The sequence below is a fragment of the Caryophanon tenue genome (assembly GCF_001700315.1).
GTDB lineage: Bacteria > Bacillota > Bacilli > Bacillales_A > Planococcaceae > Caryophanon > Caryophanon tenue.
In genome coordinates, this window is record NZ_MASJ01000041.1 from 13,953 (window position 1) to 39,223 (window position 25,271).

General features: G+C 39.3%; 16 protein-coding genes, 1 pseudogene and 1 riboswitch. Of the genes and pseudogenes, 15 read left to right on the top strand and 2 right to left on the bottom strand.

The genetic code is table 11. The annotated features are described in order from the left end of the window. Positions 1–177: 177 nt before the first annotated feature. Positions 178–2,313: a putative bifunctional diguanylate cyclase/phosphodiesterase gene (locus A6M13_RS15170; RefSeq protein WP_066548439.1), complete on the top strand. Its 2,136-nt coding sequence runs from the start codon at positions 178–180 to the stop codon at positions 2,311–2,313. A gap of 38 nt (positions 2,314–2,351) precedes the next feature. On the opposite strand, the gene serC is transcribed toward A6M13_RS15170, so the two are convergent. Then, a complete protein-coding gene (serC, locus tag A6M13_RS15175; protein ID WP_066548440.1) occupies positions 2,352–3,443 on the bottom strand; it encodes a 3-phosphoserine/phosphohydroxythreonine transaminase in 1,092 nt (363 codons plus the stop codon). Between the two features lie 337 nt (positions 3,444–3,780). Between serC and A6M13_RS16060 the strand changes: the two are divergent. The 11 genes and pseudogenes from A6M13_RS16060 to A6M13_RS15225 all read left to right on the top strand — a co-directional run bounded on the left by A6M13_RS16060 (position 3,781) and on the right by A6M13_RS15225 (position 20,903). After that, positions 3,781–3,980: pseudogene (locus tag A6M13_RS16060) on the top strand ((4Fe-4S)-binding protein). Positions 3,981–4,003: 23 nt separating this feature from the next. Then, positions 4,004–4,276 (top strand): GNAT family N-acetyltransferase, encoded by a 273-nt coding sequence (locus A6M13_RS15180; protein WP_066548441.1) that lies wholly within the window; start codon positions 4,004–4,006, stop codon positions 4,274–4,276. Positions 4,277–4,699: 423 nt separating this feature from the next. Continuing rightward, complete coding sequence (locus A6M13_RS15185) at positions 4,700–5,659, top strand: peptidyl-prolyl cis-trans isomerase (RefSeq protein WP_066548442.1); 960 nt, start codon at positions 4,700–4,702, stop codon at positions 5,657–5,659. Between the two features lie 679 nt (positions 5,660–6,338). Continuing rightward, a complete protein-coding gene (locus tag A6M13_RS15190) occupies positions 6,339–7,958 on the top strand; it encodes an S-layer homology domain-containing protein (protein WP_066548444.1) in 1,620 nt (539 codons plus the stop codon). 120 nt (positions 7,959–8,078) lie between these two features. Continuing rightward, positions 8,079–8,714 carry a tetratricopeptide repeat protein gene (locus tag A6M13_RS15195; RefSeq protein ID WP_066548447.1) on the top strand — a complete coding sequence of 212 codons (636 nt, stop codon included), beginning with the start codon at positions 8,079–8,081 and terminating at the stop codon, positions 8,712–8,714. 144 nt (positions 8,715–8,858) lie between these two features. Then, positions 8,859–9,374 (top strand): hypothetical protein, encoded by a 516-nt coding sequence (locus A6M13_RS15200; RefSeq protein WP_141680980.1) that lies wholly within the window; start codon positions 8,859–8,861, stop codon positions 9,372–9,374. A 373-nt stretch (positions 9,375–9,747) separates the two neighbouring features. Continuing rightward, positions 9,748–11,046: a methyl-accepting chemotaxis protein gene (locus A6M13_RS15205; RefSeq protein WP_066548531.1), complete on the top strand. Its 1,299-nt coding sequence runs from the start codon at positions 9,748–9,750 to the stop codon at positions 11,044–11,046. A gap of 142 nt (positions 11,047–11,188) precedes the next feature. Further along, positions 11,189–12,580 carry a protoporphyrinogen oxidase gene (gene hemG / locus A6M13_RS15210; protein WP_066548450.1) on the top strand — a complete coding sequence of 464 codons (1,392 nt, stop codon included), beginning with the start codon at positions 11,189–11,191 and terminating at the stop codon, positions 12,578–12,580. 85 nt (positions 12,581–12,665) lie between these two features. Then, positions 12,666–12,769: riboswitch (SAM riboswitch) on the top strand. 138 nt (positions 12,770–12,907) lie between these two features. After that, positions 12,908–14,746 (top strand): bifunctional homocysteine S-methyltransferase/methylenetetrahydrofolate reductase, encoded by a 1,839-nt coding sequence (locus tag A6M13_RS15215; RefSeq protein WP_066548451.1) that lies wholly within the window; start codon positions 12,908–12,910, stop codon positions 14,744–14,746. Further along, complete coding sequence (metH, locus tag A6M13_RS15220; protein WP_066548454.1) at positions 14,746–18,174, top strand: methionine synthase; 3,429 nt, start codon at positions 14,746–14,748, stop codon at positions 18,172–18,174. Before A6M13_RS15215 ends, metH begins: the two co-directional genes overlap by 1 nt. 137 nt (positions 18,175–18,311) lie before the next feature. Beyond that, the gene (locus tag A6M13_RS15225) at positions 18,312–20,903 is read left to right on the top strand and encodes a S8 family serine peptidase (RefSeq protein ID WP_066548456.1); all 2,592 of its coding nucleotides are present in this window, start codon (positions 18,312–18,314) and stop codon (positions 20,901–20,903) included. Between the two features lie 134 nt (positions 20,904–21,037). Here the strand turns inward: A6M13_RS15225 and A6M13_RS16400 are convergent, their stop codons facing one another. After that, positions 21,038–21,193 (bottom strand): hypothetical protein, encoded by a 156-nt coding sequence (locus A6M13_RS16400; protein ID WP_169817460.1) that lies wholly within the window; start codon positions 21,191–21,193, stop codon positions 21,038–21,040. 206 nt (positions 21,194–21,399) lie between these two features. Here A6M13_RS16400 and A6M13_RS15230 point away from each other — a divergent pair, with 206 nt between their 5' ends. From A6M13_RS15230 to A6M13_RS15240, 3 genes are all read left to right on the top strand, one after another. Continuing rightward, entirely contained in the window at positions 21,400–22,572 is a 1,173-nt protein-coding gene (locus tag A6M13_RS15230) for a M20 family metallopeptidase (RefSeq protein WP_066548462.1), read from the top strand. Positions 22,573–22,992: 420 nt separating this feature from the next. Beyond that, positions 22,993–24,027, top strand: coding sequence for a Delta(5) desaturase DesA (desA, locus tag A6M13_RS15235; protein ID WP_066548464.1), 1,035 nt, complete (start codon positions 22,993–22,995; stop codon positions 24,025–24,027). A 118-nt stretch (positions 24,028–24,145) separates the two neighbouring features. Beyond that, positions 24,146–25,270 (top strand): sensor histidine kinase, encoded by a 1,125-nt coding sequence (locus A6M13_RS15240; protein WP_211270325.1) that lies wholly within the window; start codon positions 24,146–24,148, stop codon positions 25,268–25,270. The last annotated feature ends 1 nt before the right edge of the window (position 25,271 follow it).

Genomic DNA, 25,271 nt, shown 5'->3' on the forward strand with positions numbered 1-25,271 from the left:
CGGTAAATAGTGTGAAACATTTATTTTATAAACATAATATTATAGTATATCACTTTTTATAGAATGCGCATAATAAGTGGAAAATGAGAAAATAATGTTCTCGTGTCTGAAAAATCATGTAACATTAAAATCGCCTGTCAAATAGATGGCAATATTTTAACGAGAAGGTGGCGAAGCATGGACGAACGTTTAAATGAAGAATTTTCAACGAAGAGTGAACGCCTTTTTACACGTGCTTTTTATATGAAATTGTCACTTCTTACAATTGCACTACTTATTATTTTTAGTATTACTTCAGAATTTCCAATATACCGGCCCTATTTATTATTTGTTTTACATCTCTTTACCGTCATTTTAATTAGTAGTATGGCGTTGCAATTATGGCTGGCGACGCGCTTTGATTTGACTAATAGCATCGTTCACCAAGGCGCTGTTTTTATGACGGTTGCTTTTATTCAAGTTACAAGCTTAGTGTTATCGGATTATATGTTATTTGGCGGCGACTTTTTTGAAGGTCGCGTTGCACAATGGTTTAACTTAGCGATTTTAGTCGCTTTACCACTCGCGTTACTTGTTCAAATGATTCAACGACCAAAAGCGGTATCGAAAAATTACCGACGTAATGTATATATTGCAACATTTATCCTTGTGAGTATGTATATATGGGGGAGTTATATTTACTTCCGTTTAAATATTGAGACGTTTTCGTTTTACGGGTTAAAGCTTTTATACGGAGGCGTCAGCATGCTTGCCGCATTCGTCATCATCGCCATTATTTATGGCTATTGGCAAAGTAACGAACCTCACGTGAAAGCGATGCGACATATCGCGATTCCTACGAGTGTTGTATTGTTAGTGAATATTGCGGTTAGTAATATATATGTTTTAGTGAATGAATATATGTTTATACTGGTGAAAATTTTAGAGCTTATCGTCATTATTTTATTGTATCGTATGATGTATTTTCTTGCGGTAGAGCGTCCTTATTTACAGTTAGACAATAGTAAGCAACGTTTAAAGCAGCTTGCCTATTCTGATGAGGTGACAGGCTTACCAAATAAACAGTATCTTATTGAAAGCTTAACAGAGCGTTTAGATAGCAGCCCTCATGAATCACTTGTTATTGTCATTCAAATTGACCGTCTCGCGTATATTCGTTCGATTTTAGGGGATACGAGTATGAATCATTTAATGTGTTCTGTCGCAGCTATGATTGAAGGCATGTTACCAAAAGGTGCGCTGTTAGGAAGACTTTCTGACAACCAGTTTCTCGTTTCCTTTCAAACACGAAAGCGCAATGAAGTAGACTGCTTTAATGAGCGACTTGTAACGATGTTATCGGAACGTGTCGACATTGATGACTATGCCATTCAAGTCCATCCAGTAGTGGGCATTGCCTATTATCCATATCATGCTAAAGATGCGACACAGCTAATTAAAATGGCACAGCTAGCCATTGAAGAGGCGAATATAGAAGAGATAAACTTAAAGGAATATGACGACGAATTATCGATTCGAGAAGTGCGAAGCTTACAAATCGAACACGATTTATTGCAGGCAGTAGAAAATCAAGAAATTTATTTGGAATACCAGCCGAAGTTTAATACACGTACAGGGAGAATTGATGCGATGGAAGCTTTATTACGCTGGCATCATCCGCAGCGAGGCTTTGTATCACCAGCAAACTTTATTCCGATTTTAGAGCGCACGGGTATGATGGCAAAAGTCGGGCGTTGGATTTTAATGCAAGCATGTAAAGACGCACTATGCTTCCAGCAACAATATCATGACAATATTACAGTAGCTGTCAATTTATCGATCAGTCAATTACTGCAAGGGAAAATTGTAGAGGATGTTGCGAACGCGTTAGCTGAAACGGCATTGCCACCTCATTTATTAGAGCTTGAGATTACCGAAAGCATGACGATGAATATTGAACTGATGATGCCAATTTTAAAGCAATTAAAAGCATTGAATGTTTGTATTGCGATAGATGATTTTGGCACAGGGTACTCGTCACTTGCTTATTTAAGTGACTTCCCGGCCGATACATTAAAAATTGACCGCAGTTTTATCGAGATGATTGGTGTGAATATGCGCGGCGAAAAAATTGTACAGTCCGTCATTCATTTAGGGAATGAACTTGGTTTACAGTTAGTTGCAGAAGGAATTGAAACACAACAGCAACTGCAATATGTGACGGAAAAAGGTTGCCATTATATTCAAGGCTTCTACGTTAGTCGACCATTACGTTTTGAACAATTAAAAGAAGAAATTGACCGCATTCATCTTGAGTTTGGTCAAATAAAATAAAAAGTGTTCGGAGCAATCGCTCCGAACGCTTTTTATTATTATTGGTTATTTGCTTGGAATTGCTTCATAAAGTCTGCTAATGCTTGGCAAGCTTCTACTGGTACAGCGTTGTACGTAGATGCACGGCAACCACCAACTGAACGGTGACCGTTTAAGCCAACAAAGCCAGCTTCTTTTGCTTCTTGTAAGAATTTTTTCTCTAATTCTTCATCAGCTACACGGAATGTGATGTTCATTAATGAACGAGAATCTTTTTCTGCGTGACCGTAATAGAAGCCATTTGAGTTATCGATTGTATCGTAAATTAATGCTGCTTTTGCTTCGTTATTTTTCTCAACTTGTGCTAAGCCGCCTTGTGCTTCAATCCATTTTAATACTTCACCTAACATATAAATACCGAATGTTGGTGGTGTGTTGTATAACGAGTTGTTATCAGCGAATGTTTTGTAGTTTAAAATTGTTGGCAAGTTGCCGTTTGCATTTTCTAATAAGTCTTTACGTACGATGACAACTGTTACACCAGAAGGTCCTAAGTTCTTTTGAGCACCTGCATAAATTAGACCGAACTTTTCGATATCGACTGGCTTCGACATAATATCAGAAGACATATCAGCGATTAATGGTGTATTGCCAGTGTTCGGGAATTGCTTCCACTGTGTACCGTAAATCGTGTTGTTCGACGTAATATGTACATAGGCATCTGTTGCAGCTACTTCTACGTCTGTTGGGATGTTTTTATATTTATTGTCTTTTGTTGAAATCGGTGCAACTGCTTCACCGAATAGTTTTGCTTCTTTAAATGCTTTTTCAGACCAAGAACCTGTTAACACGTAATTCGCTGTTTGTCCTTCTTTTAAGAAGTTCATTGGAATCATTGTGAACTGTAAGCTTGCGCCGCCTTGTAAAAATAGCACTTCATAGTTGTCTGGTACTGCAAATAATTTACGTAAGTTCGCAATTGCTGTGTTATGTACTTCTTCAAAAGTCGCGCTACGGTGACTTAATTCCATGACAGACATCCCTGTACCTTGGAAGTTTACTAATTCTGCTTGTGCTTTCTCTAACACTTCTAATGGTAAAGCTGACGGACCTGCGTTGAAATTGTATGCGCGTGTAGTTGTTGTACTCAATTGAAACACTCCTCATTGTTAGTCACTTTTACATAAAATGATGCTTCGTTACTCGAAAGACATACAATACAAACGATTGTACTGTCGAACATGCCTGAATTGTACGAATTTACGAATATTATAACATTTTAATTAGCTAAATGTTCATATTTTTATAAAAAGATATGTTCTAGATTGTCTCGATTATACATGTTTTTTGTTAAATGAAAAAGGGTAATATTCTGAATGTTTTTGTTTCATAACATGTTTTGTTTCGATAAATGATAAAAGGGGAATGTGACATAACACATATTAATGACTTACTAGAGGGGGTTACACGACGACGGAAGAGCAATTAATGCAACAAGGTTACCGAAAATATGAAGGAAATGACATTGATGTTTTTTTGCATAAGACATTTGTGAGCATTCTGGAAATTGTGTACGAGGCAATGGAGAAGTCTTTGACACAAAGCGAAAGCCTTGGATAATTGCAGATGCGGCGTCTGCTAATGAAGTAGCAAGCGTCATTGACACATGTCCTTCGGGAGCATTGTAGTATATTCGAAAGGGGTAAATAACATGCAATTTTTAGAAGAGAGCAATCGTTTATACTTAGAGGAAGATGGCAAAGCATATGCAGAGATTACGTGGTCAAATGCTGGAGAGACAGTAATGATTGTTGACCATACATTTGTTGATGACGCGCATCGTGGACAAGGTTTAGCACAGCAACTTGTCGAAGCTGTGGCGGATAAAGCGAGAGCGGACGGCAAAAAAATTATGCCACTTTGTCCGTTTGCTAAAAAAGAATTCGAAACGAAATCTATGTATGAGGACGTTTGGAAAAAGTAAGTGGCTTATTGCTATGCAAATGCAGGTGAATATGAACGATCGAAGTATCCTTTAGCGCGTAATCGATTGCTAAAGGATACTTTTTATTGAGAAACCATATTTTTTTACACTATTAATTTGTATAATAAGGAAGGGAATTAAGTAGAATTTGTACAATCGCAGCAAAAGCTGGAGCAACTTTGTTCACAAACAGGCGTCCTATTTACAAATGTCCATTTGAAAACTTACATATTTCTAAGGCAATTGTACGAACAAAAAATGGCATGTACACAGCAATGTATGATATGCTACCTGTCGTAAAGAGAAGTGGAACGGTATAGGTAATTATTGTGCATTAAAGCGTGTGATTACTTGACGGCTGTTTGACGTATTGTCACACTATACTTATGAATAATTTAACTTTATTTGGAGGAATTTTTTATTATGAATTTTAAAAAGGTTTTCCGTTATGTAGCATTACCAACAGCTTTAGCAGCAATGCTTGCTGGATGTTCAGGCGAAAAGGTAGAAAACGAAACATTAGCAACTGTTGGTGATACTGAAATTAAATATACTGAATTAGCAGATCAATTAATCGGTTTATACGGTAACGACACATTAGAATCAATGATTACATCTGAAATCGTTAAGCAAGAAGCAGAAAAAGCCGATGTAAAGGTAGCAGAAGAAGATATTGATACAGAGTTTACGAACTATGTTGAATACTACGGTGGCGAAGAGCAATTCGCATCAATGTTACAAATGTACGGGATGACAGAAGATGACATCCGTAAAGATATCGAAACTTCATTATTAACAGAAGAAGTAATTGCTTCTACAATTGAAGTAACAGATGAAGAATTACAAACATACTTCGAAGAAAATAAAGCAAACTACTCAACAGAGCAACAAGTAGCAGCGAAACACATTTTAGTGGAAACAGAAGATGCAGCGAAGAAAGCACTTGAGCGTTTAAATGCAGGTGAAGAGTGGGATGCATTAGCAGCTGAACTTTCTACGGATACATCAAACAAAGATAAAGGCGGCGACTTAGGTTTCTTCGGCGCAGGTACAATGGTTGAAGCATTCGAGACAGTAGCATTTGCACAAGAAGTAGGTACAATATCTGAGCCAGTTCAAACAGACTACGGTTTCCATATCATTAATGTATATGATAAAAAAGAAGCGTCAGAAGCAACATTTGAAGATGTAAAAGATAAAGTAAAAGACGACTATGTATACGCAAAAGTATCTGAGCAATTCCCAACATGGATGGAAGATAAAAAAGAAGAGTACAAAGTTGAAAATAGCTTAGCAGATAAAAAAGCTGAAGAGACAGAAGGCGCTGACACAGAAGAAGAAGCGGCTGATACAGCTGATACAGAAGAAGCAGACGAAAAATAATCGAATTGTTCAAGCAAGTGCGATGCCAATTGGCTAGGCACTTGCTTTTTTATTGGTATTATAGAACAGACTATTTTTGCATGCTAAAGTGTGTAAAACTTATAACTTTCTGTTATATGAAAGTGAATAAAAATTATTAGAATAGTAAAACTTTCGCTGGAATGTTTTGAAATCGTTGCAATTTCACGAAAAATAGAGGATGATGGATGACGTAAATGTGTTTGGAAGCATTTTAATGTACAACATGTATCCACAAAAAAGCTTGGGGGAGTTTTTTGTATACGATTATTATTTTTAAACCGAGAAGCGGCGTTTAAAAATGATAATATATATACTTATATTGTAAGGAGAGGGACAATATAAGTTGTGTGCGGTAGATGATTAAAAACGGCTTTAAACACAATCAAGAAATTGTATAAAGACATATTCGTGTTGCGAAAACGGCACATTATTTTTGGAGATTCGAATAGTGGCAATTTTAGTAATGCGTGTTATATATTTTTGTACGCAACAATATATAGCATATACATTTTCGACGATATAGAACGTTTTTTGAGGGAAAAGCGTGTCTCAGAAGGTTACTCGAGTAGGGAACGAGTAACCTTTTTTTGTTGCATAAAATTAGCACTTAGCAATTGCGGGAATTTAAGATACACTTAGAAGAAAAGGAGAATCAAATATGCGTAAAATTTTAATGATTTTGATGACCGTCATACTCGTTAGTGCTATGTTATTACCACAGACTGCCGGTGCAAATGAATCTGTTGATACACCTACTTGGTACAATAAATTGAAATATGTAGCACTTGGAGATTCATTAGCAATTGGTGTAAATGAACAAAATAAGTTTGGGAAAAGTTACACGGATTTTATTGCAGAGGAACTGCGAGCGTATCACTTATTGGCAAGCTTTTCAAAAGGTTATGCGTTTCCTGGGTATACGACGACAGATGTGTTAACACAAATGAAAGCGAATGCATTGCGTATAACGGATTTAGGGATTCAAGAAGATGGATTACCTGAACGTACACTGGATGCAGTAACCGAAGCTGATTTTATTACGATAAGCGCTGGTGCGAATGATTTATTGCGACATGTGCGTATGACAGATATCGGTATCATCATTGATACAGCGAATATAGACGCGACGTTTGCGCAAATTGCGAAAAATTACGAGGACATTTTTGCGACAATTTACGAGGTGAATCCAGACGCACGTGTGTATGTAATGGGCTATTATAATGCTTTTGCTCATGTGTCAGGGCAATATGAAGCACAAGCTCAGCAATTATTAGCACAGCTAAATCAAACAATAGCAACAGTCACACAGGCAAAAAATGCAGTATTTATTGAAACGGCAGCGGCAATTGATAGTGATATTGATCGCTACTTACCGAACCCCGCAAATATTCATGTGAGTGAAGCGGGCTATGAGGTGATTGCGCATCAATTTTTACAATATATGAGTGTCTTAAAGCAACAAACACCGAGTCGTTTACATGTAGAAGCGTTAAGTACGACATCGATGCAATTAACATGGGACGCGCCGTTATTTGCAGAAAAAGTAGGTCACTACAGCATTTATTTAAATGAACAATGGTATGCGGATGTGGCGGCGACTGAGCGTCAATTAACGATAAATGATTTAACTCCAGGTCATGTCTATAATGTAGAAATACGTTTAGTCGATATGGATGGTCAGCATGAGGTCAATTTAGGACTCGCAAGTTGGGAGCTACTGTGGTCAGAGCCGTCACAATATGTTTTTACCGATATTGTAGCGCATCCAGATGCAGCTTATATGGACCGAGCGTTTCGTTTAGAGTTTGTAGATGGCTACGCGGATCAAACATTCCGACCACATCAAAACTTAACACGTGCACAAGCTGTGAAAATGATTGTGAAAATGCTCGGAATTGAGCCACAACATGACGCGCCATTTACTGATATTTCAATCCATGCGGAAGAAACACAGCAGCAAATTGCAGCAGCATATGAAGCGGGCATTATTAAAAATATTAACGGTGAGTTTCGACCGAACCAATATGTGACACGCGCACAATTAGCGCTTATGCTCACACGTGCCTACACATTTGTGAAGAATGACTTTATGGTACAACGATTACCGACCTTTACGGATATTGAACAATATGATGAAGAGGCACAACGAGCGATTCAAGTTATGCATCAGCGTTTGATTGTAACGGGATGGCAAGGAAAGTTTATGCCAGCACAATATGCAAAACGTTCTCATGCAGCGAAAATGATTGTTAATACATTTGACCATTTACTGAATTAATGTGAAGAGACTGTATAGAAAGCGTGGGCTTTCTATACAGTCTCTCTTTTTTCTATGTCTTTGGAGAAATAGAGTATAATAAAAACGACTCGTAATGAACGTGGAAAAGGTGGGACAACGATGAATGAGTTTGAAAGCAATCAATGGTTTTTAAAGGTGTTAAATAGCCGTGATATTGAAGAACAATTTGAATGTGGCAATGAATTTTTTATGGGAGAAATTGTCCCGAAAAATGATGAATATGCTTTTCGTTTATATATGTGTGCAGCTGAACAAGGGCATGCGGATGCCATGAATAATGTCGCCGATATGTATTTAAACGGTGAAGCGGTTGCGAAAGACTATGAGCACGCGCGCTATTGGTTTGAGCAAGCAGCCGAGCGATACGTACCAGAGGCGATGTTTACATTAGGTATGATCTATGAGCAAGGCTTAGGTGTCGCTCGCAACGCAGCCCGCGCTTTACAATACTATGAAGAGGCAGCGAGTTACGATGATGTCGAAGCTGTTTATCGCTTAGGCGAAATTAATTATTACGGCTTATTAGAGCAACCGATTTCATTAGAGCGCGCACGTGAGGCATTTTTACATGCGTCATCTTATGAACATGTCGATAGTTTATATAATTGTGGTTACTTTTTTGAACATGGCATCGGTGGTGAAAAAAGTAATGAACATGCAATATTTTATTATAGACTGGCAGCGGGACTAGGCGATTTAGAAGCGCAAGAGCGGCTAGATGAGTTGCTAAAATAGCCAATAGTCTTACAGTAGCGCTTTTTATTTAGAAAACTTTAGAACAATAGCCCCTTTGCATGATTTTTTCAATGAGGTGTTTTTGTAAAATAAAAATCGGTTATAGTTAAAAGAGGTAAAGAAGGACGATACGAGTAAGCAAATATGAGTAAATGGGGTGTACGAATGGCACAGCAAGTACAGGGAACGACATTGCATGATACAGAAAATATTCGATTAATTCGCCAAGCATTAACCGCACAGCAAGAAGACTTACAATTACTTTGCACATACGCAGAATATTGTATCGGTGTGCAACATGTTGGCATAGATGATGACGAAGTTGTAGCATTTAAAGAAAACGTAGCGAAAATTGAAGCGCGTCAACAAAAGCGTTATGACGAAATTGATACATTATTACATGATACATTTAGAGATTTACGCAAAGAGAAAACGACCGATGACCGTATTTATCGTTGTGCAAAGGATGCGCGTCAAACAGAAGCGGGCCTGCGTACATTACGTTTATTTTTAACAGACATTATTGACATGTTAAGCAATCGTACATTAAAGCGAAATCGCGCTGTTGATCGTTTAGGTTATTTTGAAAAGCGCTCGGCAGATGTAGAAGCGCAAATTATGTTGGTGCAAGAGAAAGCAACGATGCTTGCCAACCGTTAAATGTAATGTTTAAGGAATGTGGCGTAGCACTAAAAGCAAAGAAATATCCTTCATTCGTTGTTGGTGCTGAAGGATATTTCTTTTTGTCGTATGCTACATTTTGTAGTGATAGTCACTCTTTTGTTTGGGTCTATTTGTTTATTTTTAGATAAAATTAATGGATTTATAACCTGCTAAAAATACTATTAGTTAGAAAAATTATAGGTATGACCATTCTTAAGGCACAAACGCAAATTTTACATCTAAGTATTAATATTCCTTTTCTTTTTTTACTATAAAGAAGTAGTATAAGTGAACGAAATAATGGCAAGAGTAAAGAAACAGACTATCTAAATGAAAAGAGATGTATTTTAAAGTGAAAGAAGTGATGAACATGCTTTTTAAGCGCGAGAAGGAAGTAACGCGTGTAGATATAAGCTCCTATAGTGTTCGTATCCAGTTTAACCAGCACCAGCATTTATTAAAAAAAATCGACATCATTGAAATTGGCGAGCAGGACTTAAAGTACTTATGTGCGATGCGTCCATATGTACAGCAGCATATCGAGGAATTAGTCGATGCGTTCTATAGTGCAATTGGAAAAGAGCCATCATTAGTTGCTATCATTAATCAGCATAGTTCAGTAGAACGGCTAAAAATTACATTGCGAAAGCATATTATTGAAATGTTTGCAGGAACTTTGGATGACATGTACTTTGAAACGCGTCGTCGCATCGCTCAAGTACATGTACATATTGGTTTGCAGTCTCCTTGGTATATTGCATCATTTCAACAATTATTCGTTGGTTTAGTCGCACTTGTATGGCGATATATCCCACATGAAGAAGATCGTAAATATATGATTGAAGCTATCTCAAAAATTTCGAACTTTGAACAGCAAATTGTACTAGAAGAATTTGAAACGATTGTTGAACACTTAAAAGAAAATATGGAGAGCAACAAACAAAAAATAACACAGACTGTGGTCGAAACGTCTGAAAGTTTAGCGGCAATTTCTGAAGAGACGAATGCATCGTTTCAAGTATTGAATGATCAAGCGAACGAATTAAAAGGATTAGCGGAGTCAGCAACGGCATATTCATTAGAAGTGGAACAAAAAGCGTTACAAGGTCATCAGTATATTGAGAGCCATGTTCAAAATATGGACAGTATTGAAGGCTCTGTACATGCGATCGTTGACGATATTCAATGTTTAGTTCAGCTTTCACGGCAAATGGGTGACATTATTGGAATTGTCGAAGCAATCGCCAATCAAACAAACTTATTATCATTAAATGCCGCAATTGAAGCGGCACGTGCTGGTGAATACGGAAAAGGCTTTGCGGTTGTTGCGGCGGAAGTACGTAAATTATCTGAGCAAACGAAGGAATCCACAGCGAGCGTGTCCGAGCTATTAAAAAATACGACGACATATATCGATCATTTAGAGTCTCGTTTACAACATATACTCGATGGCGTGAAACAAGGCTCGTCATCGACTGCTGAAACTGCACAGCAATTTACGGTTATTTTAGAAGCGGTTCATCAATCGAAGGAGCAAAATGAATTGATGGGCAAACATTTAGGTGTTGTGAGCGATACGATGTGCGACATTTCAAAAGCGTTCGGAGAAGTTGTTTACTCAGCTGATAACTTAGCGAACTTAGCTGGCGATTTAGACATCGCAAAATAACATAGATCAAAAAACGGGTATGTACCAATAATGGAACAAACTCGTTTTTTGTTGTGCAAAAATAGCCAGTTGATTTCTTCAGCTGTATAATAGCACTGAGCAGGAAGAACGATAAATATAATCAAGCAGGAGTGGCAAAGAAATGAAAACAATTGCAGTAATTGGTGGCGGCATTACAGGGCTGAGTGCTATGTATGAGCTACAAAAAAATGCGCGTGCTCATCAAGAAGAAGTCGAGCTGTTACTCATTGAGCGCAACCCGTATGTCGGTGGTAAAATTCATACAACGTATACGGACACGTACAAGATGGAAACAGGAGCAGATTCAATCGTCGCAAGACATCCAGGTGTACAATCGTTTATTGAAGAGCTTGGGCTGACAGATGAACTTGTGTATAACGAAGTAGGTGCTTCCTACATTCATACAAATGAAGAATTACACTTAATTCCGCTGAATTCAACATTCGGTATTCCGATGAGTGTCGAGTCATTAATGTCGAGCACATTGATTTCAGAAGAAGGGAAGCAACGTGCGCTACAAGACTTAACGACGCCCAATACAACATTTACAAAGGACAGCTCAATTGGTGAGTTTTTAGCGTACTTCCTCGGTGAAGAACTTGTAAATAAACAAATTGCACCAGTATTATCCGGTGTGTATTCAGGGAATTTATATGAGTTATCGATTGCTTCTACCATTCCATATTTAATCGATTATAAAAATAAGTATGGCAGTATTATTAAAGGCTTTGAAGCCAATCGTGAAACATTTGAAAAAGCGAATGCGAAAAAATTTATTTCATTTAAGCGTGGCTTATCGAGCATGATGGAACGTATTGAAGAGCGTTTAGACGGCGTTGAAGTGTTAAAAGGTGTAAGCGTTGAACTATTAGAGAAAAAAGATGCTCGTTATGCACTTTATTTGTCGAACTGTGATATTCGTTATGTCGATGAAGTCATTGTCACAACACCGCATGATGTGACAAAGCAACTATTTGCGAATGATGTGAACATGCAATCGTATTTTGAACGATTCCGTAACGGTTCGGCGATTACAGTTTATTTAGGGTATGATGTGCCTGACAGCATTTTACCAGCAGATGGTACCGGCTTTATTGTTTCACATAATAGTAGCTTACAGTGCAATGCTTGTACATGGACGAGCCGTAAATGGAAGCATACGTCAACGAATGACAAGTTACTTGTACGCTTATTTTATAAAGACGTACATCCACGCTATGAGGAATTTAAAGCGATGTCCGATGAGGAGTTAATTGAAGTAGCAAAGCATGATATTGCGACAAGTTTACAGCTAGTAGAGGAGCCTGTCCTGACCGATGTGACGAAGTGGATTGACCAAATGCCGCGCTACGATTTGTCCCATCGTACAGCACGAGATGAGCTAGTGAATGCGTTACAACAGCATTACCCAGGAGTTACTGTAGCAGGTTGTTCATTTTATGGTGTCGGTGTCGGTGCTTGTATCCAGAATGGTCGTGAAATCGCTCGTGACCGAATTCCGACAATTTCGTGATTTAGTCCGTTAAAATCGTGAATCCTCTTGACGGAAAACCGTTATAACGTTATGATTCTTTTAATAATTCAATCAATTGAATAAATTCTTATCGAGAGAAGTGGAGGGACTGGCCCGACGAAGCTTCAGCAACCAGCGATTAAGCAAGGTGCTAAATCCAGCAGAACATATTGTTTTGGCAGATGAGCGAACGTATAACGATACTGCCTTCTTTGTTCAGACAAAAGAAGGCTTTTTTTATAGACAAAATAAGGTAGCACCCAATCAACAAAAAATAGTGCGAATTTTTAGATTGTGGAACGTGAAGAGAAGAGAGGGTTTTAACAGATGAAATTGCTTGAACGACTAAAAAACGAAGTATTAACAGCGGATGGCGCAATTGGTACGGTGCTTTATAGCTACGGCTTAGAGTATTGCCATGAAGAAATGAACTTACAGCGCCCAGAACTAATCGAAAAAATTCATAGTGAGTACATAGCAGCAGGTGCAGATGTCATTCAAACAAACAGCTACGGTGCAAATGCGATTAAGCTTGCGCGTTACGGTTTAGAAGAAGACGTTGAAGCGATTAATAAAGCTGCGATTGCGATTGCGAAAAAAGCAGCAGCACCAGGTGGTCAATATGTGTTAGCGACAATTGGTGGCATTCGAGGTATCCGCAATACAGATGTAACACTTGAAGAGATTTTGACAGCTGTACTTGTTCAAGCAGAGGCTCTTTTATCTGGACAACCAGACGCTGTATTACTAGAGACATATTATAATTTTGAAGAGCTAACGGAAACGGTGAAATTAATTCGTAGCTTAACGGATGTGCCGATCATTGCCCAAGTATCAATGGCAGAACCAGGTGTGTTACAAAATGGTTTACCATTAAACGATGCATTCGAGCAATTACAAGCAATCGGTGCTGATATTGTCGGTGTAAACTGTCGTTTAGGCCCTCATCATACAATTCAAGCGTTCGAAACGGTGCAATTGCCGGAACAGGCATTTATGTCAGCATACCCAAATGCGAGTTTATTGGATATTGAAGATGGGCGCGTTGTGTATGAGTCAGAGATTGATTATTACGCAAAAGCGGCTGTTGAACTGCGCAATCAAGGTGTGCGTTTAATTGGGGGGTGCTGCGGCACGACACCAAAGCATATTCAAGCGGTGAAGCAAGCGTTAAGTCAGCTAGAGCCAGTAACAGAAAAGCAAGCGAAGCAACAACCAGTTATCGAGCTACAAGAAGCTGAGCCACGTGAGCAACAGCCATTACATGAAAAGGCAAAAACACAACGTTCGATTATTGTAGAGCTAGACACGCCACGCCATTTAGAAATCGAAGGCTTCTTAGATGGCTCGCAGCAACTGTATGATGCAGGTGCAGATGTTGTTATGATGGCGGATAACTCATTAGCATCACCGCGTATTAGTAATATTGCGATGGGTGCTTTACTCAAAGAGCAGGGCATTCGTCCACTGACACATTTAACATGTCGTGACCGTAACTTAATTGGTTTACAGTCGCATTTAATGGGCTTAAATGCACTTGGCATTCATGATATTTTAGCGGTAACGGGCGACCCAACGAAAGTAGGGGATTTCCCTGGCGCAACAAGTGTGTATGATGTGTCGTCGATGGAGCTGATTTCATTAATTAAGCAATTAAATGACGGGATTTCATTCTCAGGGAAGCCACTGCGTAAAAAAGCAAACTTCTCAGTAGCTGCGGCATTTAATCCGAATGTGCGTGTACTTGACCGTGCTGTTGCGCGTTTAGAGAAAAAGATTGAACATGGGGCAGACTACTTTATTTCACAGCCTGTCTATACAAAAGAAAAAATCATTGAGATTTATGAAGCAACGAAACATTTAGAAACACCGATTTATATTGGGATTATGCCGGTAACAAGTCATAAAAGTGCACAGTTTTTACACCATGAAGTACCGGGCATTAAATTATCAGAAGATGCCTTATCACGTATGGAAGCGTGTGGCGATGACAAAGATAAAGCAACGGCAGAAGGTATTGCAATCGCAAAAGAGCTTGTTGAAGTGGCGGCGCAATACTTTAATGGTATTTACTTAATTACGCCGTTTTTACGATACGATATGACATTAGAATTAATGAACTATATTCATCAGCTAGATGAACAGCAAAAGGGAGTACAAGCGTAATGACTAAGCATTTGATTGAACAGCAGCTTGAGAAGCGTATTTTAATTTTAGATGGCGCAATGGGGACAATGCTGCAAAATGAAAACTTAACGCCGGAAGATTTCGGTGGCGAAGAACTTGATGGCTGTAACGAAAACCTATTATTGACGCGTCCAGATGTGTTAGAAAAAATTCACCGTCAATATTTAGAAGCCGGTACAGATATTATTTGTACAAACACATTTGGTGCAACACCACTTGTATTAAACGAATATGATTTAGGGCATTTAGCAGACGAAATTAATACAGCAGGTGTCGAAATTGCACGTAAAGCAGTAGATGAATTTTCGACACCAGAATGGCCACGCTTTGTTGCAGGCGCAATGGGTCCAACAACGAAAACATTGTCGGTAACAGGTGGTATTACATTTGATGAGCTTGTTGAAAACTTTTATGTACAAGCGCGTGCGTTAATTAAAGCAGGCGCAGACTTATTATTACTCGAAACATCACAAGATATGCTGAATGTAAAGGCTGGTACACTAGGTGTAAAACAAGCCTTTGATGAGCTAGGGATTGAGCTACCTGTAATGATTTCTGGAACGATTGAACCAATGGGAACAACGCTTGCAGGGCAAACAATTGACGCGTTTTATATTTCAATCGAACATATTCAGCCGTTATCCGTTGGGTTAAACTGTGCGACAGGTCCAGAGTTTATGACAGACCACATTCGTTCATTATCGGAGCTAGCAACGAGCTATGTTAGCTGTTACCCAAATGCTGGTTTACCGGATGAGGAAGGATGCTACCACGAAACACCAGATTCATTATCGAAAAAGTTACGTGGCTTTGCTGAAAAGGGCTGGTTAAACATTATTGGTGGGTGCTGTGGTACGACACCTGCACATATTACAGCGATTCGTGAAGCGGTAGATGGTTTTACCCCACGTAAACGTCCAGAAAAAACACATGGCCACGCAGTATCTGGTATCGAGCCTTTATTATATGATGATACGATGCGTCCATTATTTATTGGTGAGCGTACGAACGTTATCGGCTCACGTAAATTTAAAAATTTAATTATTGATGGTAAGTTTGAAGAAGCAGCAGAGATCGCGCGTGCTCAAGTAAAAAGTGGTGCGCACGTTATTGATATTTGTTTAGCAAACCCAGACCGCGACGAGCTAGAAGATATGAAGCAGTTCATGCAAGAAGTCGTGAAAAAAGTAAAAGTGCCACTTGTGATTGACTCAACGGATGAAAAAGTAATCGAGGAGTCATTAAAATTCTCTCAAGGGAAAGCGATTATTAACTCGATTAACTTAGAGGACGGCGAAGAGCGCTTTGATGCGGTAATGCCACTTGTCAAAAAGTACGGTGCGGCAGTTGTTGTCGGGACGATTGATGAAGTCGGCATGGGTGTTACGCGTGAGAAAAAGCTAGAGGTAGCAGAGCGTTCATATAAATTGTTAACGGAAAAATGGGGCTTAGCACCAGAGGATATTATTTTTGACCCACTTGTATTCCCAGTTGGTACAGGGGATGAGCAATATATCGGTTCTGCAGAAGAAACGATTGAAGGTATCCGTCTTATTAAACAAAAGCTACCAGGTGTATTAACCGTGCTAGGTGTAAGTAACGTATCATTCGGTTTACCACCTGTTGGACGTGAAGTGTTAAATGCGGTGTATTTATACCACTGTACGCAAGCGGGCTTAGACTACGCTATCGTAAATACCGAAAAGCTTGAGCGTTATGCATCGATTCCAGAGCAAGAAATTCAGCTAGCGAATGATTTAATCTTTAATACAAATGATCAAACATTGGCGGTGTTTACAGACTTCTACCGTGACAAAAAGAAAGAAAAGACGGAAGATGACATTCCAAAAACGGTGCCAGAACGTTTAGCGTACTATATTTTAGAAGGTACGAAGGAAGGTTTGATTCCAGATTTAGATGCGGCGCTTGAAATATACGACACGCCACTGGATGTTATTAATGGGCCATTAATGGCCGGGATGGCGGAAGTTGGTCGCTTATTCAATGACAATCAATTAATCGTAGCGGAAGTACTGCAATCAGCAGGGGTTATGAAAGCAGCAGTAGCCCATTTAGAAAGCTTTATGGAAAAAGACGAAGAGTCTGCCGGTAAAGGAAAAATGGTACTTGCGACTGTAAAAGGTGACGTACATGATATCGGTAAAAACTTAGTGGATATTATTATGAGTAATAACGGTTACCGTGTTGTTGATTTAGGCATTAAAGTAACACCAGCAGAGTTAATTGAAGCGATTCGTAAAGAGAAACCAGACATCATTGGTTTGTCAGGGCTACTTGTAAAATCAGCACAGCAAATGGTCATTACAGCACAAGACTTTAAAGAAGCCGGCATTGATGTGCCAATTATTGTAGGTGGCGCTGCATTATCACGTCGCTTTACCGAAACAAAAATTGCACCGAACTATGACGGTCCAGTGATGTATGCAAAAGATGCAATGGCGGGCTTAGAAACGATTAACCGTTTAGTAGACGATGCCGAGCGTCCAGCATTATTACAAGAGCTAAAAGATGCACAAGAAAAACGTGCTGAGTCTGATGCGAAACGTGCCGAGCGTCCGGTAGCAATAATGGAACGTCCAGTACGTACTGTAACGGATGCGCAAGTATTTGTGCCAAAAGATTTACGTCGTCACATTACACGCGAATACTCGGTTGCTCACTTACAGCCGTACGTGAACATGCGTACATTAATTGGACATCACCTAGGTTTGAAAGGTAATTTAGACGAGCTATTAAAAGCAAATGACCCACGTGCCGTTCAATTAACGGAACTAACAAAGGGCTACTTACAATCAGAATTATTAAAGCCATCAAGTATTTATCGCTTCTTCCCAGCGCAATCAGACGGTAATGATGTCGTGATTTATGACCCAGAAAATCCTGGTGTTGAAATCGAACGTTTCACATTCCCTCGTCAACAAAAAGCACCTTTCTTATGTTTAGCAGACTTCCTGCGTTCAAAAGAAAGTGGTGAGATGGATTACGTTGCATTAATGGTTGTTACTGCCGGTCACGGTGTACGCGCAGAAGCAACGCGTTTAAAAGAAGAAGGCAAGTTTTTAGAAAGCCATGCGATTCAAGCGACAGCGCTTGAATTAGCAGAAGGATTTGCTGAGCGTATTCACCAAGAAATTCGCGACCAATGGGGCTTCCCAGATGCGACAGATTTCACAATGCGTGACCGCTTCGCAGCGAAATATCAAGGCCAGCGTTTCTCATTCGGTTACCCAGCGTGTCCGAATTTAGAAGACCAAGCCAAATTATTTAAACTGATTCAGCCAGAAGATATTGGCGTGAACTTAACAGAAGGCTTTATGATGGAGCCAGAAGCAAGTGTAACTGCGATTGTGTTTGCACATCCAGATGCTCGATACTTTAATGTGTAATTCAAAAAAACTGCTGTAAATTACAGCAGTTTTTTTGTGTGTAATAAGTTATAATTTAACAAAAGAATCTATATTATGACATATTGTTTGTGGGTCAGCGTATAGTTCTATTACAACATGACAAAGGGGATACGTACATGAAAAAATTTGCTAGTCTCACTGTAGCAAGCGCCGCCATTATTGTTGGTGCAACATCAGCAGACGCACAAGTATTCGAGCAACAAAAATGGGTTATTCAGTTTAATGAGCCACCATCAGCATCGGACTTACAAAGCATTAGTGCCGTTATTGAAAAGAAGTCATCGCATACCGTTACCATCCCCAAAGCCAATGTATCTACAGAACAGTTAAAGGAACTACGTCAAAATCCCAATGTGCGCTTTATTGAAACCGTAAGACAGCGCCAAGCATTTGGATTAGAAGATTCACAAACAATGTGGGATTATACAGCACTTGGGCTGGATAAGTTTACACCTACAGCTGATTTAGAAGAAGTCGTTGTAGCGGTCATTGATACAGGTGTAGACGCTACACACCCGTACTTAGAAGGAAAAGTATTAGAAGGCTACGATGAAGTGTTTGAAGAGTCAGGTGGCGATGATTATCATGGTCACGGAACACACGTAGCTGGTATTGTCGCGCGTGCAACAGAAGGATATCCGGTGAAAATTTTACCAATCCGAGTGTTAAATGATGAGGGCTTTGGTGAGTCCGATGATATCGCTGCTGGGATTCGTCGAGCTGCTGATGAAGGTGCAGACATTATCAACTTAAGCTTAGGTGGCTTTATTAAAACACAAATAGAAAAGGAAGCGATTCAATACGCGCTTGATAAAGATGTGATGGTCGTTGTTGCTGCTGGGAATGAAACGATGGACGCACGTGCAGTTTACCCAGCAAGTGAAGAAAATGTGTTAACGATTGGTGCTGTTGATGAACATAACGAGTTAGCATGGTTTTCAAACTACGGACCAGTTGTCGATGTCGTTGCGCCAGGGCTAGATATTTTAAGTACAGTCCCTCCCGAGTTAGATTATGATGATGAGCAAGATGGCTATTTAGTCGATTCAGGTACATCGATGGCAACACCATTTACAGCAGGTACATTAGCGGTTATGCGCGCAGTCTACCCAACATTATCGACAACAACGCTAGAAGTATTATTAAAAGACCACGCACTTGATTTAGGTGACGTAGGATTTGATAAAACATTTGGCTTCGGTCACACATATATCGGTGATTTTGACGCGACAAAGCAAGCCGCCATTATTCAAATAACCGTTGTTAATAAAGAAGCGCCCGTGTTAACCGTAGCTGTTTCAAATATCGACGCAGGAACAGGTATTATAACGGTTGGCGACGAAACGTATACATTTGATATTATTGAAGGACAACAACAATACGATATTGAATTATCACCAGTAGCAGAAGCATTTACAGCTGAGCTAGTAATTAAAAATGCCCAAAATATTAATGTTATTTCTACAGAGCAAACAGTTGATCTTGAGCCGGAGCCATATACATTCTTTATTGAAAATGAACAAGGTCAAACACCAGTTATACCTATCATTAGCATCCTCGGCAAAAAAGATGGCAATTTATTTATGATCTCTGAGCAGTATGTTGAGGGATATGAGGATGGCCATGAAATGACGGTATTAGAGCCAGACAAATATGAGGAGATATATGTAGCGGTTCAAGCCGATAATGCGTATTATATTCGCCCACTGACAGAAAAGGTCATGACGTTTACAGCTGAAAATCTTGTTCCAGTAGTCGTAAAGGACAGTTATATAGCGCTGGCAGAAGAGCCACACTACCCACTTTTAGAATTGTTCCGACAGGTTGATGGGGTGCCAATCTCTGCACCAATTAATTTTTACGGAGATAGTACACAGTTATTTATCGAGGCAGGGGACTATCATTTCATTTCGACGCACACTAGCAGTAACCCACTTTACAACGGATTACTTGTAAAGAATAAGGTCACGATTGATAAAACGTATGCAGATGAATTAGAAAAAATCACAGTAGATATGGGTGACCATGCGGAAATGCTAACAACAGTCGTAGTCGATGAGGTGACGAAGCGATTCGATGAGGAAGAAGGACAATGGTATGACAGTTATATACACATTAAAGATTTAGCAACCGGTTCTGGTGTCTCGGGATCTACTTTCGATGAAGAATATAACTTAATGAAAGAGTCCAATATTATGTTAACAAAAGGTACGTATTTAATGAGGTACACAACGATGAATGTATTAACAGGTGACGAGCAAATATTTGAAGAAGAAGTAACCGTTGAGGGCAATACAACGTTCACATTTGTTGGGGAAATATCTGACGATGTCCACGATGTTCGTTTAATTAGCGAGCCACTTGAAACAGCACCACTTTTAACAACACCAGGTATTGCGGATAAAGAATGGTCTTTATTTAACTTAGCAAATGTGAATCCAGTATATGCAGTACATCCTTGGCAAGTCACATTATCAAAGCCAATTAAACGTTCAACGGTGAAACCAAATATTCAAATCATCAATGCATATGGTATGCCGATTGATGTCAATACGCGTCTTACCAATGCAGATAATACGATTTTAATTTTACCGAAGCAGCAATATTTACCACAGCAACCGTACACATTATTAATTGATGAAGGATTAGAATCTGTGGATGGCGAGTTAATTTATGAGCCAGTGAAAGTGGAATTTACAGCACGATAAATAGCAAAGAGATTGGGACAAAAGGAAATATCCTTCAGCAACGACAACTGCTGAAGGATATTTTTTTGCTTTTGGTGTTACGCCACATAGCGTACGCGTTTCGCAGGCATGGCTTGAGGCACACACGATGTTTGTCATATCTGCCTTGCCACACGACGTGGCGTTGTTGGCAGATGTTCCTCTTTTAAAAGCTCATGCTCCTGCGGTACCTCATCGCAGAAAAATGTTGCTTGTCCTGCTGAAGTCGCCGCTTGTGTCGGGACACACCCGTAAATTTTGATCATCTCCATACACGTATTTTCATCAGAAATAGGGTGTTGTCCCAATCTCTTTTAATTTGGATTGAATAAAATAATGCCAGCTACATTCATATTAAAAAAATAGCGCGTCATACGTTGAAATTTGTAAAAAGGGGAATAGTCCATTACAATGAATAAAAATAGTTGGAATTATCCGTCAATTAAGGCGCGATGTACGGAGAAGGTGGTCATAACATATGTTAAAGGAAGCGATTTATGCGAAGGAGCAGGAAATGCTCCAATTATTAGAGCGTATGGTCAATCAAGACTCAGGAAGCAAATATAAAAAGGGTGTCGATGCAATTGGACATATGCTACGCCAAAAATACGAAAAATTAGGTTTTATTGTGGATGTCGTGAATGAAGTAGAAGTCGGCAATCATTTAATTATTCGTCATAAAGAAACGGTGCGTCCACGTATTGTTATCGTTGGACATATGGACACTGTATTTCCAGTCGGCACAGCGCAGGACCGTCCTTTTACGATTAAAGGATCACGTGCATACGGCCCAGGTGTCATTGATATGAAAGCAAGCCAAGTGGCATTATTTACAGCGCTTTCTACATTGGTAGAGCTTGGCGATAAGGAAAGTTACACAAATGTGCATATCATCTTAAATAGTGATGAAGAAATTGGCTCACATCGTTCAAAAATTGTCATTGAAAATGTAGCATTAGGAAAAGATTATGCACTTATTTTAGAACCCGCTCGCGACAACGGAGCTCTCGTTTCTGCACGTCGAGGTGGAGGTACATATATACTACGCGTGTACGGGAAGGCTGCTCATTCAGGTATTGCCCCACAAGATGGCATTAGCGCAATTGAAGAAATTAGCTATAAAATTATCGAGCTACAAAAGCTCAATAGTCAGCAAGAAGGTATGAACGTCAATGTCGGCTTAATTCGTGGAGGCGAAGCGGCGAATGTTGTGTCGCCGTATGCAGAAGCTTCGATTGATGTCCGTATTACACGTCCGGAACAAGGTGCAGAGATTGATAAAGCTATCCGAAAAATTTGTTCGAAGCCACATATTAAAGGAACGAATATTGAATTAGTCGGTGGTATCAACCGTTACCCAGTCGTGAAGAATGAAAAGACCCTCGATTTACTGACACATATTCAAGAGGTCGGTGCGGAGATTGGTGTACCGATTCAAGATGTGGCGACAGGCGGCGGGTCGGACGCTTCGTTTACATCAAGTGTCCATGTTGCGACAATCGATGGCTTAGGTCCAGTTGGTGGAGGTGCACATAGTGTCGATGAGTATTTAGAGCTGCCAACATTTACAGAGCGTACGTATTTGCTCGCAAAAGTGATTCAACGCTTAAGCCAAGTGCGCTTACACCCAGATTTAGAGTATACGATTTAAAAAATGAGTTTTGGACAACAGAAAGAGGCTGGGACAGAAGGGTAATTCAAATCAATCCCAACGATGTTCGATGATAAATAGTTGATACGTCGTCATTAAATGAAGAGCGGACTTCTAGCGGAACAGTACGAGCGAGAGACTACAGGCTCGAGCCGTACCGCAGAAAAGCCTGCTCGAAAATTTACGTCGACGAAAGCAGAAAAGTGTTAGGAGAAATGACGAGATTTCTCCTAACACTTTGTTTTGTCTCAGCCTCTTGTTCTGTTCTAAGCAAATAAATGCATTTATGAACAGTGATAACTGTCATATAAAAACACTACACTTGTCATATGACATAGATGATAAATATCGCTACACGAATTTATTAAGAACTATTATGATTAGGTCATAAGCAAACGGATAGAGGAGGAGAAATACATCATGGCAGGCAAACAATATGCGGAGCAAATAAAAAAGCTACGTAAAGATGTTGCACCTTATGCGAAGTCAGATTTGCGTAAAAGTGTGCAACAAATTATTAATACGGTAGTGCCACTTATTTTAATTTGGGCAGCAGGCTATATCTTTTACGGTGTATCACCGTGGATTTCTGTAGCATGTGCCGTAGTAGCGTCAGGATTTGTTGTACGCACATTTATTATTTTCCACGACTGTACACACGGTTCATTCTTTAAAAACAAAAAAGCAAACGACACAATTGGTTTTATTACAGGGGTATTAACATCATTTCCATATGCGAAGTGGAAACGTGAACATACGATTCACCATGCAACAAGCTCAAACTTAGATAAGCGTGGTATTGGTGATATTGACATGTTAACAGTCGATGAATATATCGAGGCATCACCAATGAAACGTTTAGGCTATCGTTTTTACCGCAATCCACTTGTGATGTTCGGATTAGGACCATTATTTTTAGTACTGATTGCGAATCGTGTTAACCGCTCAGATGCAAAGAAAAAAGAGCGTATGAACACATACTTAACGAATTTAGTAGTCGTAGGCATTCTTGTATTATTAGGTGTAACAGTAGGCTGGTTACCAGTATTACTTGTGCATGGTATTACAATGTTTATCGCAGGTGCATTAGGTATATGGTTATTCTACATCCAGCACACATATGAAGATTCTTACTTTGAACACGAGTCAGAGTGGGATTACGTAAAGGCAGCAGTAGAAGGAAGCTCTTACTACAAGTTACCAAAAGTGTTGCAATGGATTACAGGGAATATTGGTTATCACCATGTGCATCATTTGGCGCCACGTGTACCGAACTACCATTTGGAAGAAGCGCATGAAGCAAACCCACCGCTACACCAAGCAACAACAATTACGTTAGCATCTAGTTTAGATTCACTACGTTATAAATTATACGACCCAGAAAATAAACGCTTTGTTACGTTTAAAGAAGTTGGCGAACGTTTAAAACAGCGTCGTAATATCGCAAATATTTAACAACCAAAAGCTTTCCGAACGAATTTATCGGAAAGCTTTTATTATGAAGTAGAGTTTATAACAGACGTACGTAATAAAATTTCGCTATAATAGTAGAAAAAGTGTGAAAGAGGCTATTATGGAAACAATGCAACAAATCACAAAAAGCACGCTCGTTCATGTTTATGTATGGATTGCTTTTTGTATATTACCGTTCTTTTTTATTTTCCGTTCGCAATTGTGGACTGAAATTTCAATTGGTATTTCGCTTGTCATGCTCTATTTTCTGTTTTATCAAATGGCAAAGCGTGCCCGACCAGGACTTGTCTACATGTGGATAAGTTTCGAGATGATATTAAATATTGTCATGACGTTAATGTTTGGCTACGTCTATTTATCGCTTTTCACAGCGTATTATATTGGCAACATTAAACATACGGTAGGCTTTTACGTTATGTATGGCTTGCATATAGGGTTTACAGTACTCGCCATTGTCCTTGGCTTTTTCATTGATATTGACTTGTTTTTATACCAGTTACCATTTGTTGTGTTATCTGTTATTGGGGTCGTGCTCTTACCGTTTACATTGTATAACCGCAATCGCCGCGAAAATTTACAAGGTGAATTAACGACAGCGAAAAACAAGATCTCAGAGTTAATTGTCATTGAGGAACGTCAGCGTATTTCACGTGATTTACATGATACATTAGGTCAAAAATTATCAATGATTGGGCTGAAAAGTGATTTAGCAGCGCGTCTTGTTGAGAAAGACCCTGCTCGTGCGATTGAGGAAATTAAAGAGATTCGTCAAACGGCTAGTATTGCGCTAAAGGAAGTACGTGAATTAGTCGCAGATATGCGCGCCGTGAAACTCCAAGATGAAGTCGTGCGTATTCGCCAAATGTTATCAGCTGCCGAAATTGAATTAATGTTGGATGCGAACTTTGAAGAAAATAAGGCAACACTCTTTGTAGAAAGTGTGCTGAGTATGTGTTTGAAAGAAGCTGTCAACAATATTGTAAAGCATAGTGGCGCGACAATGTGTCATATCACATATCATGAAACAAATGATGAAATTATTTTACGTGTCCAAGATAACGGGCATGGCTATACAGAAGAAGCTACATTAAAAGGTGGTAGCGGTCTAAAAGGGATGCGTGAACGTTTAGAATTTATTAACGGCACGGTACAGCTATCACAACAAAACGGTACGATTGTTCATATTCGTGTACCGATTGCGATTACTCGACAAAAAAGGAAGTGAA

Excerpts from the sequence above, each read along its gene's own strand:
- A6M13_RS15170 (WP_066548439.1), top strand. The coding sequence starts at position 178 with ATGGACGAACGTTTAAATGAAGAATTTTCAACGAAGAGTGAACGCCTT.
- A6M13_RS15180 (WP_066548441.1), top strand. The coding sequence starts at position 4,004 with ATGCAATTTTTAGAAGAGAGCAATCGTTTATACTTAGAGGAAGATGGC.
- A6M13_RS15185 (WP_066548442.1), top strand. The coding sequence starts at position 4,700 with ATGAATTTTAAAAAGGTTTTCCGTTATGTAGCATTACCAACAGCTTTA.
- A6M13_RS15190 (WP_066548444.1), top strand. The coding sequence starts at position 6,339 with ATGCGTAAAATTTTAATGATTTTGATGACCGTCATACTCGTTAGTGCT.
- A6M13_RS15195 (WP_066548447.1), top strand. The coding sequence starts at position 8,079 with ATGAATGAGTTTGAAAGCAATCAATGGTTTTTAAAGGTGTTAAATAGC.
- A6M13_RS15200 (WP_141680980.1), top strand. The coding sequence starts at position 8,859 with ATGAGTAAATGGGGTGTACGAATGGCACAGCAAGTACAGGGAACGACA.
- A6M13_RS15205 (WP_066548531.1), top strand. The coding sequence starts at position 9,748 with ATGCTTTTTAAGCGCGAGAAGGAAGTAACGCGTGTAGATATAAGCTCC.
- hemG (WP_066548450.1), top strand. The coding sequence starts at position 11,189 with ATGAAAACAATTGCAGTAATTGGTGGCGGCATTACAGGGCTGAGTGCT.
- A6M13_RS15215 (WP_066548451.1), top strand. The coding sequence starts at position 12,908 with ATGAAATTGCTTGAACGACTAAAAAACGAAGTATTAACAGCGGATGGC.
- metH (WP_066548454.1), top strand. The coding sequence starts at position 14,746 with ATGACTAAGCATTTGATTGAACAGCAGCTTGAGAAGCGTATTTTAATT.
- A6M13_RS15225 (WP_066548456.1), top strand. The coding sequence starts at position 18,312 with ATGAAAAAATTTGCTAGTCTCACTGTAGCAAGCGCCGCCATTATTGTT.
- A6M13_RS16400 (WP_169817460.1), bottom strand. The coding sequence starts at position 21,193 with ATGGAGATGATCAAAATTTACGGGTGTGTCCCGACACAAGCGGCGACT.
- A6M13_RS15230 (WP_066548462.1), top strand. The coding sequence starts at position 21,400 with ATGTTAAAGGAAGCGATTTATGCGAAGGAGCAGGAAATGCTCCAATTA.
- desA (WP_066548464.1), top strand. The coding sequence starts at position 22,993 with ATGGCAGGCAAACAATATGCGGAGCAAATAAAAAAGCTACGTAAAGAT.
- A6M13_RS15240 (WP_211270325.1), top strand. The coding sequence starts at position 24,146 with ATGGAAACAATGCAACAAATCACAAAAAGCACGCTCGTTCATGTTTAT.